A 16,026-nucleotide genomic window follows, 5' to 3' on the forward strand; every position below is an offset into this window, starting at 1 on the left:
CCGCGCCGCAGAGCGTGTGGCGGCGCATGCCTTGGCAGTGCCGCCACGCCATACGCTTGAATCTATTTGCTGCGGTTTTTATAGCTGCTTGCGCTTGTGTATCAAGCGCTTGCGGCTATTTTTTTATATATTTCGGTGCAACACGGGTTGCAGTAGCACCACCAGCGCGCCCGCGCCGCCGTCCATCGGGCGGGCCTGCACAAAGGCCAGCACCTCGTTCTTTTGCACCAGCCAGCGCTGCACGCGGCCCTTGAGCACGGGGCTCTTGCCGGGCGAGCCCAGCCCCTTGCCATGCACTACGCGCACGCAGCGCAGGCCCGTCTTGTGGGCGTGGCGGATGAAATCACCCAGCGCCTCGCGCGCTTCATCCACACGCAGGCCGTGCAGATCGAGCTGGCGCTGGATGCTCCAGTGGCCCGCGCGCAGGCGGCGCGTTACTTCCACGCCAATGCCGGGGCGGCGAAAGCTGAGCTGGTCGTCGGTGTCGAGCAGGGTGCTCACGTCGAAGTCGTCGCTGATCGATTCGAGCAACACGCGCTCTTCGTCCAGCCAGTGCTGCACGGGCAGCGGCGGTGGCAGGCTGCGGCGCAGCCGCGCCAGGTTGGGGTTGCGCAGCGGTGTGACGGGGCCCACGCTGTGGCTGAAGAGGTGGCGCTCGGCCTCGGCCCGCGCGGCGGCTTCGCGGCGGGCTTTCTCTTCGGCCTCGCGGCGTTCCTGCTCTTCGCGCAGGCGGCGGGCCATGGTGGCCAGATCCTGCAGTTGCGTAATGCGTTCACCCGCCCGGCGCGGGGCGGGTGGGGCGCGGCGGCGGGCGGCGGCTGGCCTGGTCCCCGCAGGGCGGTGCGGGTGCTCTGGCTGCACTGGGCGCATGGCGGCCTTTGCCGCGGCCTTCTTGCTGGCCATCGCTGCACGGTGGGCCGCTCTCGAAGGCGCGGGTGACGGTGGAGGCGGAGCTTCCGGGTGCGGGGTGGCCGTTGAAGTGGCTGACGGCGGCGCGCACGGCGGCAGGCTTGCTGAAAGACCCTGGGCCAGCGGCTCTGCCGCGCCTGGGGTTGCCGCTTTGGGCGCGCTGCTGCCTTTCAGTGCTGCGCGGGCCAGCGCAGCATGCAGGGCGGTGGGTGCCGGCGGGCTCACACCAGGCCCTTTTCCGCCATCGACAGCGCCTGGCCCGGCGCCACGATCACGTGGTCGAGCACGCGCACATCCACCAGGGCCAGTGTGGTCTTGAGGGTTTGGGTCAGGGCTTCATCGGCGCGGCTCGGGGCCACGCTGCCGCTGGGGTGGTTGTGGGCCAGCACCACGGCGGCGGCCTGGTGGTGCAGCGCGCGCAGCACCACCTCGCGGGGGTACACGCTGGTTTGCGTGAGCGTGCCGCGAAACAGCTCTTCCATGGCCAGCAGGCGGTTCTGGCTGTCGAGAAACAATACGGCAAACACCTCGTGGCCCTTGGCCGCCAGGTGCAGCTGCAGGTAGTGCTTCACGGCGTCGGGGGAGTCGAACACCTCGCGCTCGCGCAGCTGCTGGGCCAGCGCGCGCCGGGCCAGTTCGAGCACGGCCACCAGCTCGGCGCGCTTGGCAGGGCCCAGGCCCTTGATGCGTTCCAGGTCGGCCGCGCTGGTGTGCAGCAGGCCCGCAATGCCACCAAACCCGCCGGTGATGCCGCCTGTGGCGGGGTCAATCCCGGGCGGGTCGAGCAGCTCTTGCGCCATCTGCAGCACGCCTTTGCCCACGATGCCGGTGCGCAGCAGGATGGCCAGCAGCTCGGCATCGGCCAGCGCGGCGGGGCCGCGCGCCAGCAGCTTTTCGCGCGGCTGGGCGTCGGTGGGCAGGTCTTTGAGGGCCATGGTGCAGGGCTTTTGTCGCAGGTCAGGCTGCGGCAGGCGTAGGGCTTTGCCCGGTTTTCTACAATCGGGGCAGTTTATCGGGACTTTCATGACCACTACTGCCACCCCCCTTCCCACCGTTCAGCCGGGCTCCTTTCTCACGCTGCATTACCGCCTGGCGGGCCCGGCGGGGGATGTGATCAACACATTTGTCGACAAACCCGCCACCTTGTCCATGGGCAGCGGCCAGTTGTCGCCCGCCATGGAGCAACACCTGCTGGGCCTGACCGAGGGCACGCGCACCACGTTCGAGCTGCCTGCGGGCGAGGCCTTTGGCGAGCGCAATGCCGACATGCAGCAGTGGGTGGCGAAGAAGCTGCTCAACGAACTGGGTGACCCCGACGAAAAATACAGCGTGGGCGATGTGGTGCAGTTCCCCACGCCCGACGGGCAAGGCAGCTATGCGGGTGTGGTGCTGCAGGTGCGTGAGGATGGCGCGGTGCGGTTTGACTTTAACCACCCCCTGGCCGGCCAGCCGGTGACGTTCGAGGTCGAGCTGATCGGGGTGCTGTGATGCAGTCCCCTCAGGAGATCCTGCTGGCCGAGCCGCGCGGCTTTTGTGCGGGCGTGGACCGCGCCATCGAGATCGTCGAGCGTGCCATCCAGAAGTTTGGCGCGCCGATCTACGTGCGCCATGAGATCGTGCACAACACCTACGTGGTGAACGACCTCAAGGCCAAGGGCGCGATCTTCATCGAAGAGCTGGCCGATGTGCCGCCCGGCGCCACGCTGGTCTTCAGCGCCCATGGCGTGAGCAAGGCCGTGCAGCAAGAGGCCGTGGCACGCGGCTTCAGCATTTTTGACGCCACCTGCCCGCTGGTGACCAAGGTGCACGTCGAAGTGGCCAAGCTCGCCAAAGAGGGCTACGAGTTCATCATGATCGGCCACAAGGGCCACCCCGAGGTCGAAGGCACCATGGGCCAGCTCGACCATGGCATTCACTTGGTGGAAGACGTGGCCGACGTGGCCCGCGTGCAGCCCGCACAAACCGACAAGCTGGCGGTGGTGACGCAGACCACCCTCAGCGTGGACGATGCGGCAGAAATATCGGCCGCGGTGCGGGCGCGTTTCCCGAAGGCCCGCGAGCCCAAGCAACAAGACATCTGCTACGCCACCCAGAACCGCCAGGACGCCGTCAAGGTGCTGAGCCCGCAGGTGGATGTGGTCATCGTGGTGGGCAGCCCCACCAGCTCCAACAGCAACCGCCTGCGCGAGTTGGCTGCCAAGCTCGGCACCACCGCTTACATGGTGGACAGCGCTGAAGAGCTGCGCGGCGAATGGTTTGACGGCACAGCCCGCGTGGGCCTGACCGCAGGGGCCTCGGCCCCGGAAGTGCTGGTGCAGCAGGTCATCGACCGCATCAAGGCGCTGGGCGCCGTCTCGGTGCGCACCATGGCGGGCATCGAGGAAACCGTGAAGTTCCCCCTGCCCAAGGGGCTCAAGATCGATGCGGCCACGGGCTTGAGCATCACCGAGCGCGCGCCAGAGACAGGGCCTGGGGGGCATTGAGCCGCGAGGGGCCGCCGTCTCTTCGGCACCTGTCGAGATTCAATTGCTTCTTTATTGATAGCTGCTAGCGCTTGTTGGGTAAGCGCTAGAGCCTCATTTGACTCATATTGTTGTCGCCACGGCCTGCACTGACCGGCCTCTACAGCGACACTGCCGGACCGCTCCACAGATCCAGCGGTGGGTCGGCCGCCACCGCGCGCAAGATGTCGGAGCGCGAGATAAAGCCTGCCAGCACCCCCGCTTCATCGGTCACCGCCAGGCCGGGCAGGCCGGTATCGAGCAGCACGGCGGCCACACGGCGCAATTCGGTGTCGGCGGTAACAGTGGGCACGGGGCTCACCATCACCTCGGACACGGGGCGGCGCGCCAGCTCGATGGCGGCTTTGACGGCGCCCGGCTCGGGCAACAGATCCAGCGGCGCCATGTCGGCCCGCAGCAGCAGCCCGATCACGCGGCCCAGCGCATCCACAACGGGGGCCTGGGCAACCTGGTGTTCGGCCAGGGTCTGCCAGGCGTCGTTGACCCGCTCCTCGGGTGGCACGCTCAGCGCGCTGGTGGTCATCACGTCGCTCACCAGGGTGAGCGGCTGGCGTGCCTGCTGGGGCCCCTGGCCGGTTTGTGCATAGGCGCTCACGGCGTCCTGCGAGCGCAGGTTGACCGGAGAGGGCACGGAGATGGGGTGTGTGTTTGCAGCGGTGGCGGCAGGAGGGTGGAACACCTCCACGGGCGTGTCCAGCGTGCGCGTGCGCAGTGCCTGGGGCCGCTGCACGCGGCGTACCGGAGAAATCTGCGCCAGATTCTCCGGCCCCCCCCGGTACATCTGCCCCGACGGGCCAAAAACGAAGAACATGCTCGCACCTCCTGCTGGCAGGCCTGCAAAAAAAGGTGTTTGCACTGGCGGCTGCGCTGACCATGTTATCGGCAGATGCCCGGCACGCTTGCGCGGTGCGGTGTATCGGTGTGTTGCGATCGACTCGACATCGCGATCCTTTCGCCAGCACGTGCGGCAGCCTGCCCCTACACTGCCACCCTTTGTCCCACGGAGCCCCCGCATGATCGACCGCGCCGCCATTGCCGCCGCCCGCCGCCAACTCGCCACCCAGCCCGATTTTTTGCGCACCACGCCGCTGATGCGCGTGTCTGGCAAGTCCCTGGGCGTGGACTGTGGCGAGGTCTGGCTCAAGCTGGAGCACCTGCAGGTGGGCGGCAGCTTCAAGGCGCGCGGCATGTTGTACCGCCTGTTGGCCAACCCCGTGCCCGAGAGCGGGGTCATCATCGCCTCGGGCGGCAATGCCGGCATCGCCGTGGCGGCGGCGGCCAAGGCGCTGGGTGTGCGCTGCGAGGTGTTTGTGCCCGAAGTCTCGCCCGAGGCCAAACGTGCCCGCCTGCGTGCCCTGGGCGCCGAAGTGGTGGTGACGGGCGCCGCCTATTCCGAGGCGTTTGAAGCCTGTGTGGCCCGCCAGAAAGCCACGGGCGCTCTGCAAGCCCACGCCTATGACCAGCCTGAAGTGGTGGCGGGCGCGGGCACCCTGGCGCTGGAGCTGGAAGAGCAGGGCGGCCGCCTGCCCGACAGCGTGCTGGTCAGCGTGGGCGGTGGCGGCCTCATCGGCGGCGTGGCTGCCTGGGTGGAAAGCCGCGCCCATGTGGTGGCACTGGAGCCCGAACGCGCGCCCACCCTGAACGCGGCGCGTGCCGCAGGCCAGCCGGTGGATGTGGAGGTGGGTGGTATTGCTGCCGATTCTTTGGGCGCCCGCCGCATCGGCGCCATTGGCTGGGAGGTCAGCCAGCGCCATGTGCACGATGCGCTGCTGTTGCCCGACGACGCCATCCGCGCCGCGCAGTTGTGGCTGTGGAAAGAACTGAAACTGGCCGTGGAACCCGCTGCCGCGCTGGGGTTGGCGGCATTGCAAACGGGCGCCTACAAGCCCCAGCCGCAGGAGACCGTGGCCCTCATTCTCTGCGGCGCCAACTTCGACCCTGCAAGCCTCGCCTGAGCCGAGACCGACCACCCCCTTTAAAATCCACGCCATGCTTGACATTCTTCTCCTCCGCAAAGACCTCGACACCGCCATCGCGCGGCTGGAAACCCGCAAAAAGCCCCAGGCCTTCCTGGACGTCTCCGCGTTCCAGGCCCTGGAGTCCGAGCGCAAGACGCTGCAGACCCGAACCGAAGAGCTGCAGGCCCAGCGCAACCAGCTGTCCAAACAGGTCGGCATGCTGATGAGCCGTGGCGACAAGGACGGTGCCGAAGCCGTCAAGACCCAGGTAGCTGCGGGCAAGGCCGAGCTGGAGCAATCCGCCGCCCGGCTCGAACAGATCCAGGCCGAGCTGCTGGCGATGCTGGTGGCCGTGCCCAATCTGCCGCACGAATCCGTGCCCGTGGGCAGCGACGAAGCTGGCAACGTGGAAGTGCGCCGCTGGGGCACTCCTGCCAAGTTTGATTTTGAAGTGAAGGACCATGTCGATGTGGGCACCCCGCTGGGCCTCGATTTCGACATGGGCGTCAAGCTCTCGGGTTCACGCTTCACGGTGATGAAGGGCTCCATCGCCCGCCTGCACCGCGCCCTCGCCCAGTTTATGCTGGACGTGCAGACGCAAGAGCATGGCTACACCGAGTGCTATGTGCCCTACGCTGTGAACGCCGATTCGCTCAAGGGTACCGGCCAGTTGCCCAAGTTCGAGGGTGACCTGTTTGCCGCCAAAAAGGGCGGCCAGGACGGCGAGCCTGTGCCCGACAACGCGGCGCTCTATCTCATTCCCACCAGCGAAGTGCCGCTGACCAATTTCGTGCGCGACGTGGTTGTGGCCGAGGCCGAGCTGCCCATCAAGCTCACGGCGCACACGCCGTGTTTCCGCTCCGAAGCGGGCAGCTACGGGCGTGACACGCGCGGCATGATCCGCCAGCACCAGTTCGACAAGGTTGAAATGGTGCAGATCGTGCACCCCGACCAAAGCTACGAAGCGCTGGAAGAAATGACCCGCCACGCAGAGGCCGTGCTGCAAAAGCTGGGCCTGCCTTACCGCGTGATGAGCCTGTGCACCGGCGACATGGGCTTTGGCGCCGCCAAGACCTATGACCTCGAAGTGTGGCTGCCCGCGCAGAACACCTACCGCGAGATCAGCTCGGTGAGCAACTGCGAAGCCTTCCAGGCGCGCCGCCTGCAGGCCCGCTTCAAGAACGCCCAGGGCAAGAACGAACTCGTGCACACCCTCAACGGATCAGGCCTGGCCGTGGGCCGCACGCTGGTGGCGGTGCTGGAAAACTACCAGCAGGCCGACGGCAGCGTGACGGTGCCCGAAGTGCTGCGCCCCTACATGGGCGGCCTGGCTGTTTTGGCGCCCTGAAAACCTGGCTATAATCTGAGGCTTCGAGCGGAGAGGTGGCAGAGTGGTCGAATGTACCTGACTCGAAATCAGGCGTGGTAGCAATATCACCGTGGGTTCGAATCCCACCCTCTCCGCCAATGCATAAGGCTTTGCTGCTATCTAAACAATAGCGTAAAGCCTTTTTGCTTTTTGGCGTCTGGTAATTATTTGGACAACTTACCCAATCTTGCGCACGGCGCTGGTGAGAGCGTCTGTGCTCAAGTGGCTGTAGCGCTGGGTGCTGCGGCTGTCCTTGTGACCCAACACCTTGCCAATGGTGTAAAGCTCGACCCCGGCTTGCAGCATGGCCGACGCGGTGCTGTGTCGCAGATCGTGGAAGTGCAAGTGCTTGTTGCCGGTGGCGTCCCGCGCCTTGCTCCACGCCCATTGAATGGTAATTTTCGGGCCAGGCACAAACCGCCGCGCGCACACGGCAACCCTCGGGTGTATCGGGACATGGCGGGGCTGCCCGTTCTTCGTATCGTCCAGCATCCAAACCCCACCGACAGGCCTTGCCCGCAGGATCTCAGACAGGCGCATGCCTGAGTAAAACGCGATTCTGATGGCCATGCGGGCTTTGCGATTGGTGCAGGCCCGCGCAATCGTCAACATGGTGGCCCGGTCGGCGTAGTGCTGGCGCTCGTTCTTCACCTCGGGCACAACTACCCGCGCGCCGGGGTCATGTTCGCAATACCCCTGTTTCCATGCGTACCGGCAAGCCGCCGTCAAGTACCGGATACGGTTTCGTATCGAGGCGGGCGCCAATGGCTCGCCCTTGGTTGTGACGGCCTTTTGCGCGTATTCTTTGCATACCTCTGGCAGCTCCGAGAGCTTGCGCCCCTGGTACACCCAATAGATAAGGGCCAACTCGCGCTCGACGTTGGCCCCTTGTTTCAGCTTCGGCGCGCGCTCTGTCAGGTAACAAGCGACAGCGTCTTCGACTGAGCGCTCCGGCTTCGTGACGCCTGTAGCTGTTGCATAAAGCCGTGCGGACTCGCTCCGATCGTAGGCGTCAGCCTGGGCTCTAGTCCATGTTTGCGGAAGAGCTTTTGTAGCCCGGACTCGCTCGCCATTAATGCGGCGCGAGAACTCGAAAACGTAGCACCCGCGCTCTTTGTCTTTGTAGATCGACATGACAATTTGTACTCCATGAGATCAGGCTCATCAAAGATCACGCGCTTGCCAATGCGGATGCAAGGGATTGGGCCGTGTGGGGCCGCGAGTGTATAGACGTGTCGTTTTGACACTTGCAGGAATGCTGCAGCTTCGTCAGCGGTCATCCTGACCTCCAGAAAGAAAAATGCCCGCGTGGTGCGGGCAGGGTGGTTGATGTGGACGACTGTCAGGCGGATGTAGCTTCGCGGGCCGCGCTGGCAATGCCGCTCTCTGCCTCTCCGCCCAGCGCCTCGATCAGATCCGGGATCAGCTTGACCAGCTCGCCCGTGGCAATCGCCACATCGGTGTCAAAGCCGCTGTCGTCGGACTTGGTGCCCTCGAAAACCGTGTCCAAGAACTGCACCTTGCGCACCTGCAGGCCCTCGGTGAGCAAGAACGAAACCCGGTCATCCCACGTCATCGCCAGCTTGGTTGGCAGCTTGCCCGCATCGATGTGGGCCTGCACCTCTTCAATGTCCAGCGGGTGGCGGCCGTAGCGCACAACCGCCTTTTCTTCGCTGGCGCTTTTCAGCTCGCACTCGCGGTCCACCGTGAAGCCCACGGGCGGCTCTTGTTCTTTGAGCCAGTGGGCCATGGCCGCCTGCGGGCTGGTCTGCGTGTTGATGAGCGACACCGACAGGCCGGGCAGGGCTTCGACCAGCAGCGCAACCACTTCGTCCGCGCGGCCCTGGCTGCCGGTGTCCAGCACCAGCAGGCGCGATGCGGTGTCGATCCATATCCACATCGAGCCCTGCTTGGTGAAGGCCATGGGCAGCAGGTCGAGCTTGGCCTCGTCTTTGAGCTCCTTGCTTTCCTTCTTGCCGGGCTTGCGGCCGGTTTCCTGCTCGATGCGCGCGGCCTTTTCTTTCACACGGCGCGCCAGCACGCTGCCAGGCAGCACCTTGGATTCGACCATGAAGCGCAGGATCCACTGGCCACCGACAGATTCGGCAAGTGGGCCATGTTCGTCGCCACGTGGCGGCACCCAGCCGAGTGATTTTTCTTGCGTAGCGCCACATTCCAGAAAGGGCGCCTTGGCCAGTGCTTCTTCGACGGCCGGCAGATCGATTGCCCAGTTCTGGGCGATGCGGTAAATGATGAGGCTCTTGAACATTTGGTTGTGTCCTTAAAAAAGAAAAGCCGCTCAGTGGCGGCTCAGTGAAGTGTGTTGACCGGCTCCGGCTCTTCGGGCTCCGGTAGCTCTGTGTCATCGGCGTCTCGTTCGTCCTGCCATGCGTCACCACGGCAGAGTTGTTCGAGCGCCTGCTGTTGGGCGCGGCGGGAGCGGGCGGATGGGCTCATGGCGTCTCACCTTGTGCTTCTTCGTGCTTCTTCAGGTCTTCGGCATCTGCCCAGATGGCAACAGGATTCGTGCCGTCTTCGCAAAAGGTTACAGCCTCAGGCAGTTCATCCATCGCCCAGAACATCCGTGAGCCATCTGGCACGGTGACGATCCAACCGACTTGAACTTGCTTCTTTGTGGTCACGGCTGGCCCCCTTCCTTTGTGATGCCGTGGGCGGCTTCGACACGACGAGCAAGTTCAATATCCCTAGCTGCCGACCATGTTTGCTTGTAACCCTCCAATGCCCCGCAATCCTCCATTGCATTCGCATATCGGTCGGCGGAGTCAGCCATCTCCAAAATACCCTCATCACTCAGCGGCACCGCCCCGGCCTGCGCCTGGGTGGGCTGCGGGGTGGCGAGATCGTCTGCCAACAACCGCGCTGCTTCTGACGCACCATCTTGCCAACCATTCGCGTATCCGCTGCGCACATCTGGATGCGTGTCGTTCAGCAATTTAAGCGCGTCGAGGGCGTCTTTTTCGGACCTGTAGGCCACCATCAGGCAGAAGGCTGGAGCATCGCCGCCATCGTCTCGCATCACTGCTGCCGTAATCGCTCCTTTTGGCACCTCGCGTGGCTCTCCCGCTACTACAGGCGAGCCCCACTTTGCCAAGACGGCGCGCACCCCGGCTGCTATCTTCCGAGCATCCTGTGAGCCCGAAGTTGTCAAAATATCCTTCGTGCCGCCAAGCCCTCCGCGAAAAGCTATGAACGCGACGCCTGCGGCTTCAAGTTCGGCAATCAGCTGCGCATCCGAGGGCGCCTCCGTGGGTGTCTTATCTTGGGTCATGTTTTGATTCCTTGAGGTAAGGCAGCGCCACCATCGTTGGCAGGTCACAGCAAGCGGTTCCTACTATCGCCGCACTGCTCGTCCAGTACGGAACAATATCGACCGGGAAGTCGAAAGCCTCCGGGTGGGGATCACCTCGGAACCGGATGCGGACCGCCCCGGGCCATTCGGCATAGCTTGCTGCAGCACGGACTGTTGGGGTCGGGAGGCTGAGTCCACCGATCATTGCTGCAATGCTTACAGACAGTACGTTCTTTTTCACGCGCCCTCCTTTTGCGCAGCCCGTGCTGCATCCTTAGGTGTTTGCTCAGTCATGGGAACCTCCTTGCTTGCGGGCTGCGTCGATGGCGGAGCGTGCGGTGGGGTGCCACAAGCTCGTCATGGCCTGCCAATGGTGCTGCGCGGCTTCTGCAGGGGCCTCGTCTTGGTAGACCCTCCAAAGCCCAGCCTTTTCGCACTCGACCATGCGCAGACGTGTGGGGTCGCACAGGAATTCCAGCCGCGCCGCATCCTCCAGCACGCTGTCTGCCGGGGGTGCTGGCTGGGGTGCGGCGGCGATAACTGCACGTTGAACGGACTTGCCGATGGCTGCCGCCCAATTCGTAGTTCCTCTAATGCAACGACCTGACAGTGCTTCATCCGCCTGCATCACGACCTTCATCAGCGCGAGACTGTCCAGCGGCCCCGCTGTGATACCCGCTCCCTGTGCCGTGGTGGTGGTGGCGAGCAGTCGGTTTGCGCTGGCGACCCGCTCGCTCATGCGTTCTTCCCACCCAGGAATGCAGTCGTTATCGCATTCATCGACCAACAACCGCAATTCGAACTCTGCCGCCGCTGCCCGCTCCAGTGCAGCCAAGAGCCGATCCTTTTGCCCATCGCTCGGCACCACCACCGCTCCCCATGCCGCCCCCGTGTCTGCCGCCTGGGGCGTGGGGGTGGCGACAGAGGATGCCCAATCACGTAGGGCGCGCAGGTCATTCGTCACCTCGCCTTCCTCATCGCTGAAATGAGCCGTGTCGCGCAAGCTAGAAATCACGCACATCAGCGCGCCAATGCCCGGGGGCTTCCACGTAGCTGCTGGCTGGGCTGGTGCTTGCCCATGGGATGCAAGCTGTTCGTCAAACCAGCGCTTGAACGTGATTGAAGCCTTTTCCTTGGGCCACTGGAGTGCGTATTCCTCCTTGTAGCCAATGGCGTCAAGCATCAAGCCTACGGTTTCCACGTAGTCGTTGTGCTTCTGCTGCAGCGCCGCATATCCCGCCCCCGCTGGCTCTGCGCTGATTGCCTGCGAGGTGAGGGCGGCATCCTTGCGCCCGTTGTAAGTTTGGATGATGCCGTCTGCAACCATCTGCTCAAGCATGCGCTCGGCCTTGTTGTAGCTGCACCGGCACTTGCGCTGCACGTAGGCGATGCTGGCTTTCTCCTTAGCGAACTTCACAGCATCGGCGTACAGAGCTTCCGGCAGGTCTGCCGCTCCGCTGGTGGGGGTGGGGTTTGTCATGTTGAAACTCCTTGAATTGCGCGCGGCTTTCCGTTCTCATAGTGGTATGGGCAGTCAGGCGCCCACGATCCATAGAAGCCGTCCGCAAGGTCTATACAGTGTTTACATCGTTCACCCGGTTTGGGCGCAATGTTTGGTTTCGGCTGGGCAGCGCGCTTTGCAAACAGCCAGACGCACTGCACATCGACCAGTCCAGCGTTTGACGGGTGCGGGTCGTGTATCAGCTTCCCGTCGTTCATGACCACCATGTGCGACGTACCGCGCTCCGTATTCCCAGAGGCGAGATAGTCGGCCTCAAACTCCCGGTTTCCCGGTAGCATGACGGCGGAATAGCCTTGTGATGATGCGTACTCTTCAAACAGCTCCCACCCTCCATCGTTCATGAAGTGTGGGACTTGCTCTAGAGGCAAACCAAGAAGAAAACCGACGCAGCATTGCATGCAGTTTGTTGAGCCGATTGCTTGTTTGTAGTGGCTCACTTGTTCTCTCCATCCATAGAGGGCTCGACAGGCAGTGCTGGCGGCTGCATCCAATACTCCACCGTGCACTTGATGTGGTTCACGCCGAAGTTCGTTTCGTACTCCGAATACTTCCAGTTGCCCACCGTGTCCACGCTAGCCTCACAGCAGTAGTCAGACGGACGCGGGTGCACCCACACTTCATCAAACGGCGGCGGCAAACGATCCTTGACGCTCACCCACCCTGCGGATAGAGCAGGCTGTGGGGCGGCGTAAACGGGGGTGCAGTTGTCATGCTTTCGTGCATGCTGTTCGTCTTTTGTAAAACCGGTGTACGTTTCATCTGGTCGCCCAGTTGCGCTGCTGTGCGTCCAGTCGTACAGCCAGCCGTGCGGCGCCACCGCTTCTTGTGCTCCTGGCAGGGGCAGGGATGCGCGGGCTTTCCACGCTATCCACATGCAATCCTCAGTGAGCTGGTTCATTCCAGCGTCATCAAGCTCATATGTGCGTTCGGGTTCTGGCTCGGCTTGATCTTGTTGGTTCATCCACTCCTCAAACGCCTCGCGCTCTGCTGTTGTCTTGTCTGTCATACGGGCTCCTTGTGTGGTACATCGCGGCCAGCGCTTAACTGGTATCAGCTGGTTGCTATGAATTGCGTAGCGCAACCTGAATGCGCCGGCCAATCCATGTGACGTTGGGCACAGCCCAGCTATTGCCAAGCGCCTTGTAACGAGGCCCGTCTGGGCACTGGTCGGCGGGCTTGCCGCGCCAGGGGATGGCGGTATATCCATCGGGGAAACCTTGCAGACGCTCGCACTCGGTGGGTGTCAGGCGGCGCACCTGCATGGCACTGGCAACCAGTTCTGAATCGGCTTGATGTCCTGGGCTATTCGTCTGCCCACCGCCGCGTGACGATCGAGCCACCATGGTTGCCGCAACTTCTGGCGTGTACGCGACGGGCACCAGGCCACGTTCGTCCTTAAAACCGCTGTGCGCATCGCCGTTGGCTGTGAGTGTGCCCACCGTGCACGGCACCAGCGGCGTGCCACGCCCCGTTCCGTCCTCGCTGGCGTCGAAGCCTTCGCCGCGCAGTGTGTGAGTGGTGTCAGCGAACACCATCAACGGCGTCTGATTGTTGACGGTCTTGCCGATGTTGCTGCACGTCAGGCCCGTAGACCCTTCCGCGTTGCCGCTGGCGATCAGCCCGCCGTCGCAGTCGAAGTCTGTCCCAAGGCCACCGCCTGCAGTGCAGCGTGAAGGGATGGTGGGAGCTGTTTGCCGCGCTTCTCTGCTCGGCGCAGTATCCCGGCGCATGCCGTCCCACTCAAAAAGAACCTGGTCGGGATCAAACCCTTTTCGAGCACTTGCGACAACGAACACACGGCGGCGGCGTTGGGCCACTCCGAAATATTGGGCGTCCAAGGTCCGCCAGGCAATTGCCCGCGTTGGTCCATACACAGCACCAGCGTTCGCCCACTTTTCCCCTGGTGGCTCCAGCGGGCCATCTTCTCCGGCAAGGCCGCCCAGAAAGCACCCGAATGCGTTGTCTTTGGTGCTGAGGACGCCGGGGACGTTTTCCCAGAAGACGATGCACTCGTCTTCACCGCGTCCAGTTCGAACATGGTCAATTGCATTTGCGATCTCCACAAATTTGAGGGTGAGATTGCCGCGGGCATCAGCCAGCGACTCGCGCAGGCCCGCCACGCTGAATGCCTGGCAGGGAGTTCCACCGCACAGCACATCGGGTGCCGGCACTTCGCCAGCCAAAATGGCACGCGCGATCTTGGCCATGTCGCCCAGGTTTGGCACGCTGGGGTAGTGATGCGCCAGGACTGCGCTGGCGAATTTGTCGATCTCGGCCAACCAAGCAGCTCGCCAGCCGAGGTCATGCCAGGCGACCGTCGCGGCTTCTATGCCGCTACACACTGAACCGAATTGCATTGGTTGGGGCTCCAAAAGAGAAAGCCCGCTATTGCGGGCCTGTGTGGGGGGTGGGGGAGGGCTACAGCACCAGATGGGCGCCGCGATAGCTCAGGGGGTCGCGGAAGGGAATGGAATCTTCCATTTCATCGAACCCACTTCCTCCAGATTGCGGTGGCGGTGCCGGGCGCGACGTGGGCGCAGGTGCCGCAGCTGGCCTGCGCTGTGGTTGCGAATCGCTCCCGCCTTGCCCGGTATCACGCTTCGGCCCCAATTCCACATCGTCCACGCGCGCGGCTAGCTTCTGCGCCTCGTAGCCGTCTTTGTCGGTGTACTTTTCAATGTGCACATCGCCCAGCGTGAAAAGGTGCAGCGATCCTTTCAAAAGGAATGGCGCCAGCTTCTCTGCACGCTCGCCCCAGAACGCCGCATCAATCCACTGCGACGGGTACTCATCGCCCTCTTTCTGCCCAAAGTTGTAGACCAGGGACAGGTTCGCTACCTGCTTTCCGCTTGGGAGCGTTTTCACTTCTGCATCGCGTCCGAGACGCATCAACCCGTACATTTTTGCCATGATTGGCCTTTCTAAAGTCCCAGCAGCCTGCCCGCTGGGTGTTGGTTAAGCTGTTTCCAGCTCGGTGATTGGGTGGATCTGGTCGAACTCCTGCACGACCTCGGCGTAATACTCGCGCGCTGCCTTCACCTTCTCAGCAATGGCACGCTCTTTGGCAAAGTCGCGCTGAATAGTCCAGCTGGTCAGGCGCATGTGCTCGGGGATGTGGCCGACAACGTGCATCTGCAACGGCTCGAAGCCGATCAGGCGCTCAGGGGTGTCAACCAAGGCATAGTTCACCTCCCACTCGTCGGCGTCCCACAGCCACATGTAGCCGCGCATCTGCCATTCATACAGCTTGTCTTCGCAGTCCACGACCCAGCCGGGGAAGGTCTTCGCTGACCACGACGACTTGAGATCGTGCCCGCGCTTGCGCTCCACGTCGTATAGGTCGCACTCGCCGCTGATCAGCCCATTGCTTTTGCGCTCTTTGTTCTTGGAGAGACTCAAGCCACGCACCCGGTTGAGAAGTGCAATACTTTCATCCTCGACCTCGATTCCCTTTTGCGTTTCCTTGCTGGAAAACTCGAAGTCCACACCGAGAATTTCCTGCTGGGCCAGCTCGCGGATATAGGTCTTGGCGCCCACCGATAGCGGGCCATCTTTGAGCGTCTTGGGCTCGGTCATGATCTTGCCCAATGAGCTGCACCGGATGAGGATTTCACGCATGTGCTGCTCCTTGTTTCTTGAGGGCCGCGCCGCGCGTTTGCACGGCTTTGGCAAAGGTGGCGTAGCCGTCCTTGTCGCGGGCGGCTTGGAACACTTTCACGCCGTCCTGCATGGTCTTGCGCAAGGCCGCTTCATCGGGCGCCGCAGTCGCACGCGCGCACCAGTCATCGCGGACAAGCTGCATTTGCGCATCGCGCTCGTCGTCCACCAAGTGGCGTACCAGTTCGGCGTCCAGGTCTTCCAAGTCCTGGCTGAACATGTCAGATGCCGCCGTGACGTTCAACACCATGGCGATCTTGGCCCTCTTGCATGCCATCTTGAGAACGGTATTGGCAAGGTCTGCTGACTCGGTGCGCACCTGCTGCACGGTGTAGTGCCCGCCTTGCTTGCGTCCGAACTTTAGGCGGCGGTGTGTTTCTTGCGTGGCGTTGAATTCCTCCACGCACACGGCCTTGCGCCAGCGGTATTTTTCTTCATCGCTGGAACACTCACCAAGGCCAGAGCCCAGCGTCGCTCCAGAGGTTTGGTGCTCACCTACGCAGTTCACCCGGTAGCGAATGGAGCCATCGCGCGACAGGTCTGTGACCTCGTAGCGGTCGGCAATGCGGAATGTCATGCACAGCACCTCGGCGCCGGACTTCAGCAGCGTAGGCTTGTCGCCAGCGCCAGGAATGGCCCCGTAGTGCACATTGGGTTTCATCACGGCCTGCATAACCTGTTGCACGGTCTTGGCATGCGCGACGACTTCAGCAGTTGGGTTCGCGCTTCGTGCGGGAACCATGCTGGCTGTATCAACTTCAACGACAGCGTTCATAGTG

At 63.2% G+C, this 16,026-nt stretch carries 19 protein-coding genes, 1 tRNA gene and 1 pseudogene; 5 read left to right on the forward strand and 16 right to left on the reverse strand.

Features of this window, described 5'->3' with window-relative positions; genetic code table 11:
- Positions 1–123: 123 nt before the first annotated feature.
- Together KI609_RS05510 and radC are read right to left on the reverse strand one after the other, a co-directional pair.
- Complete coding sequence (locus KI609_RS05510) at positions 124–903, reverse strand: Smr/MutS family protein (RefSeq protein WP_226447925.1); 780 nt, start codon at positions 901–903, stop codon at positions 124–126.
- Positions 904–1,130: 227 nt separating this feature from the next.
- Positions 1,131–1,844 carry a RadC family protein gene (gene radC, locus KI609_RS05515; RefSeq protein WP_226447927.1) on the reverse strand — a complete coding sequence of 238 codons (714 nt, stop codon included), beginning with the start codon at positions 1,842–1,844 and terminating at the stop codon, positions 1,131–1,133.
- Positions 1,845–1,932: 88 nt separating this feature from the next.
- On the opposite strand from radC, the gene KI609_RS05520 reads away from it, so the two are divergent.
- Together KI609_RS05520 and ispH are read left to right on the forward strand one after the other, a co-directional pair.
- A complete protein-coding gene (locus KI609_RS05520; RefSeq protein ID WP_226447929.1) occupies positions 1,933–2,397 on the forward strand; it encodes an FKBP-type peptidyl-prolyl cis-trans isomerase in 465 nt (154 codons plus the stop codon).
- Positions 2,397–3,392 carry a 4-hydroxy-3-methylbut-2-enyl diphosphate reductase gene (gene ispH / locus KI609_RS05525; RefSeq protein ID WP_226447931.1) on the forward strand — a complete coding sequence of 332 codons (996 nt, stop codon included), beginning with the start codon at positions 2,397–2,399 and terminating at the stop codon, positions 3,390–3,392. Before KI609_RS05520 ends, ispH begins: the two co-directional genes overlap by 1 nt.
- Before the next feature lie 139 nt (positions 3,393–3,531).
- On the opposite strand, the gene KI609_RS05530 is transcribed toward ispH, so the two are convergent.
- Entirely contained in the window at positions 3,532–4,242 is a 711-nt protein-coding gene (locus tag KI609_RS05530; protein WP_226447934.1) for an HPP family protein, read from the reverse strand.
- 202 nt (positions 4,243–4,444) lie between these two features.
- Here KI609_RS05530 and KI609_RS05535 point away from each other — a divergent pair, with 202 nt between their 5' ends.
- From KI609_RS05535 to KI609_RS05545, 3 genes are all read left to right on the forward strand, one after another.
- Positions 4,445–5,386: a threonine/serine dehydratase gene (locus KI609_RS05535; RefSeq protein WP_226447936.1), complete on the forward strand. Its 942-nt coding sequence runs from the start codon at positions 4,445–4,447 to the stop codon at positions 5,384–5,386.
- A 34-nt stretch (positions 5,387–5,420) separates the two neighbouring features.
- Complete coding sequence (gene serS, locus KI609_RS05540) at positions 5,421–6,737, forward strand: serine--tRNA ligase (RefSeq protein WP_226447938.1); 1,317 nt, start codon at positions 5,421–5,423, stop codon at positions 6,735–6,737.
- Between the two features lie 29 nt (positions 6,738–6,766).
- A tRNA-Ser gene (locus KI609_RS05545) sits at positions 6,767–6,856 on the forward strand.
- 79 nt (positions 6,857–6,935) lie between these two features.
- Here the strand turns inward: KI609_RS05545 and KI609_RS05550 are convergent.
- The 13 genes and pseudogenes from KI609_RS05550 to KI609_RS05610 all read right to left on the reverse strand — a co-directional run bounded on the left by KI609_RS05550 (position 6,936) and on the right by KI609_RS05610 (position 16,022).
- Positions 6,936–7,892 carry a tyrosine-type recombinase/integrase gene (locus tag KI609_RS05550; RefSeq protein WP_226447940.1) on the reverse strand — a complete coding sequence of 319 codons (957 nt, stop codon included), beginning with the start codon at positions 7,890–7,892 and terminating at the stop codon, positions 6,936–6,938.
- A gap of 59 nt (positions 7,893–7,951) precedes the next feature.
- Positions 7,952–8,038 (reverse strand): annotated as a pseudogene (locus tag KI609_RS23010) (hypothetical protein); the annotation flags it as partial.
- A gap of 62 nt (positions 8,039–8,100) precedes the next feature.
- A complete protein-coding gene (locus KI609_RS05560) occupies positions 8,101–9,027 on the reverse strand; it encodes a recombination-associated protein RdgC (protein WP_226447942.1) in 927 nt (308 codons plus the stop codon).
- A 41-nt stretch (positions 9,028–9,068) separates the two neighbouring features.
- Positions 9,069–9,215: a hypothetical protein gene (locus KI609_RS05565; RefSeq protein ID WP_226447944.1), complete on the reverse strand. Its 147-nt coding sequence runs from the start codon at positions 9,213–9,215 to the stop codon at positions 9,069–9,071.
- Complete coding sequence (locus tag KI609_RS05570) at positions 9,212–9,400, reverse strand: hypothetical protein (RefSeq protein ID WP_226447946.1); 189 nt, start codon at positions 9,398–9,400, stop codon at positions 9,212–9,214. The genes KI609_RS05565 and KI609_RS05570 overlap by 4 nt, the downstream gene beginning before the upstream one ends.
- Positions 9,397–10,047 (reverse strand): hypothetical protein, encoded by a 651-nt coding sequence (locus tag KI609_RS05575; RefSeq protein WP_226447948.1) that lies wholly within the window; start codon positions 10,045–10,047, stop codon positions 9,397–9,399. Before KI609_RS05575 ends, KI609_RS05570 begins: the two co-directional genes overlap by 4 nt.
- A gap of 307 nt (positions 10,048–10,354) precedes the next feature.
- Complete coding sequence (locus KI609_RS05580; protein ID WP_226447950.1) at positions 10,355–11,548, reverse strand: DNA translocase FtsK; 1,194 nt, start codon at positions 11,546–11,548, stop codon at positions 10,355–10,357.
- On the reverse strand, positions 11,545–12,027 hold the full coding sequence (locus KI609_RS05585) for a hypothetical protein (protein ID WP_226447953.1): 483 nt from the start codon (positions 12,025–12,027) through the stop codon (positions 11,545–11,547). The genes KI609_RS05580 and KI609_RS05585 overlap by 4 nt, the downstream gene beginning before the upstream one ends.
- Positions 12,024–12,596 (reverse strand): hypothetical protein, encoded by a 573-nt coding sequence (locus KI609_RS05590; RefSeq protein ID WP_226447955.1) that lies wholly within the window; start codon positions 12,594–12,596, stop codon positions 12,024–12,026. Before KI609_RS05590 ends, KI609_RS05585 begins: the two co-directional genes overlap by 4 nt.
- A 55-nt stretch (positions 12,597–12,651) precedes the next feature.
- Positions 12,652–13,947 carry a DNA cytosine methyltransferase gene (locus tag KI609_RS05595; protein WP_226447957.1) on the reverse strand — a complete coding sequence of 432 codons (1,296 nt, stop codon included), beginning with the start codon at positions 13,945–13,947 and terminating at the stop codon, positions 12,652–12,654.
- Positions 13,948–14,008: 61 nt separating this feature from the next.
- Positions 14,009–14,500, reverse strand: coding sequence for a single-stranded DNA-binding protein (locus KI609_RS05600; protein ID WP_226447959.1), 492 nt, complete (start codon positions 14,498–14,500; stop codon positions 14,009–14,011).
- Between the two features lie 45 nt (positions 14,501–14,545).
- Positions 14,546–15,208, reverse strand: coding sequence for a hypothetical protein (locus KI609_RS05605; protein WP_226447961.1), 663 nt, complete (start codon positions 15,206–15,208; stop codon positions 14,546–14,548).
- Positions 15,201–16,022 (reverse strand): hypothetical protein, encoded by an 822-nt coding sequence (locus KI609_RS05610; RefSeq protein ID WP_226447963.1) that lies wholly within the window; start codon positions 16,020–16,022, stop codon positions 15,201–15,203. Before KI609_RS05610 ends, KI609_RS05605 begins: the two co-directional genes overlap by 8 nt.
- Between the last annotated feature and the right edge of the window lie 4 nt (positions 16,023–16,026).

Origin of the sequence: Acidovorax radicis, from assembly GCF_020510705.1 — a bacterium.
GTDB lineage: Bacteria > Pseudomonadota > Gammaproteobacteria > Burkholderiales > Burkholderiaceae_C > Acidovorax > Acidovorax radicis_A.

Bases quoted from the DNA above. Each gene is read 5' to 3' on its own strand.
- KI609_RS05595 (WP_226447957.1), bottom strand. From the start codon at position 13,947: ATGCAATTCGGTTCAGTGTGTAGCGGCATAGAAGCCGCGACGGTCGCC.
- KI609_RS05550 (WP_226447940.1), bottom strand. From the start codon at position 7,892: ATGTCGATCTACAAAGACAAAGAGCGCGGGTGCTACGTTTTCGAGTTC.
- KI609_RS05530 (WP_226447934.1), bottom strand. From the start codon at position 4,242: ATGTTCTTCGTTTTTGGCCCGTCGGGGCAGATGTACCGGGGGGGGCCG.
- radC (WP_226447927.1), bottom strand. From the start codon at position 1,844: ATGGCCCTCAAAGACCTGCCCACCGACGCCCAGCCGCGCGAAAAGCTG.
- KI609_RS05605 (WP_226447961.1), bottom strand. From the start codon at position 15,208: ATGCGTGAAATCCTCATCCGGTGCAGCTCATTGGGCAAGATCATGACC.
- KI609_RS05510 (WP_226447925.1), bottom strand. From the start codon at position 903: ATGGCCAGCAAGAAGGCCGCGGCAAAGGCCGCCATGCGCCCAGTGCAG.
- KI609_RS05600 (WP_226447959.1), bottom strand. From the start codon at position 14,500: ATGGCAAAAATGTACGGGTTGATGCGTCTCGGACGCGATGCAGAAGTG.
- KI609_RS05590 (WP_226447955.1), bottom strand. From the start codon at position 12,596: ATGACAGACAAGACAACAGCAGAGCGCGAGGCGTTTGAGGAGTGGATG.
- KI609_RS05565 (WP_226447944.1), bottom strand. From the start codon at position 9,215: ATGAGCCCATCCGCCCGCTCCCGCCGCGCCCAACAGCAGGCGCTCGAA.
- KI609_RS05535 (WP_226447936.1), top strand. From the start codon at position 4,445: ATGATCGACCGCGCCGCCATTGCCGCCGCCCGCCGCCAACTCGCCACC.
- KI609_RS05575 (WP_226447948.1), bottom strand. From the start codon at position 10,047: ATGACCCAAGATAAGACACCCACGGAGGCGCCCTCGGATGCGCAGCTG.
- KI609_RS05520 (WP_226447929.1), top strand. From the start codon at position 1,933: ATGACCACTACTGCCACCCCCCTTCCCACCGTTCAGCCGGGCTCCTTT.
- ispH (WP_226447931.1), top strand. From the start codon at position 2,397: ATGCAGTCCCCTCAGGAGATCCTGCTGGCCGAGCCGCGCGGCTTTTGT.
- serS (WP_226447938.1), top strand. From the start codon at position 5,421: ATGCTTGACATTCTTCTCCTCCGCAAAGACCTCGACACCGCCATCGCG.
- KI609_RS05580 (WP_226447950.1), bottom strand. From the start codon at position 11,548: ATGACAAACCCCACCCCCACCAGCGGAGCGGCAGACCTGCCGGAAGCT.
- KI609_RS05560 (WP_226447942.1), bottom strand. From the start codon at position 9,027: ATGTTCAAGAGCCTCATCATTTACCGCATCGCCCAGAACTGGGCAATC.
- KI609_RS05610 (WP_226447963.1), bottom strand. From the start codon at position 16,022: ATGAACGCTGTCGTTGAAGTTGATACAGCCAGCATGGTTCCCGCACGA.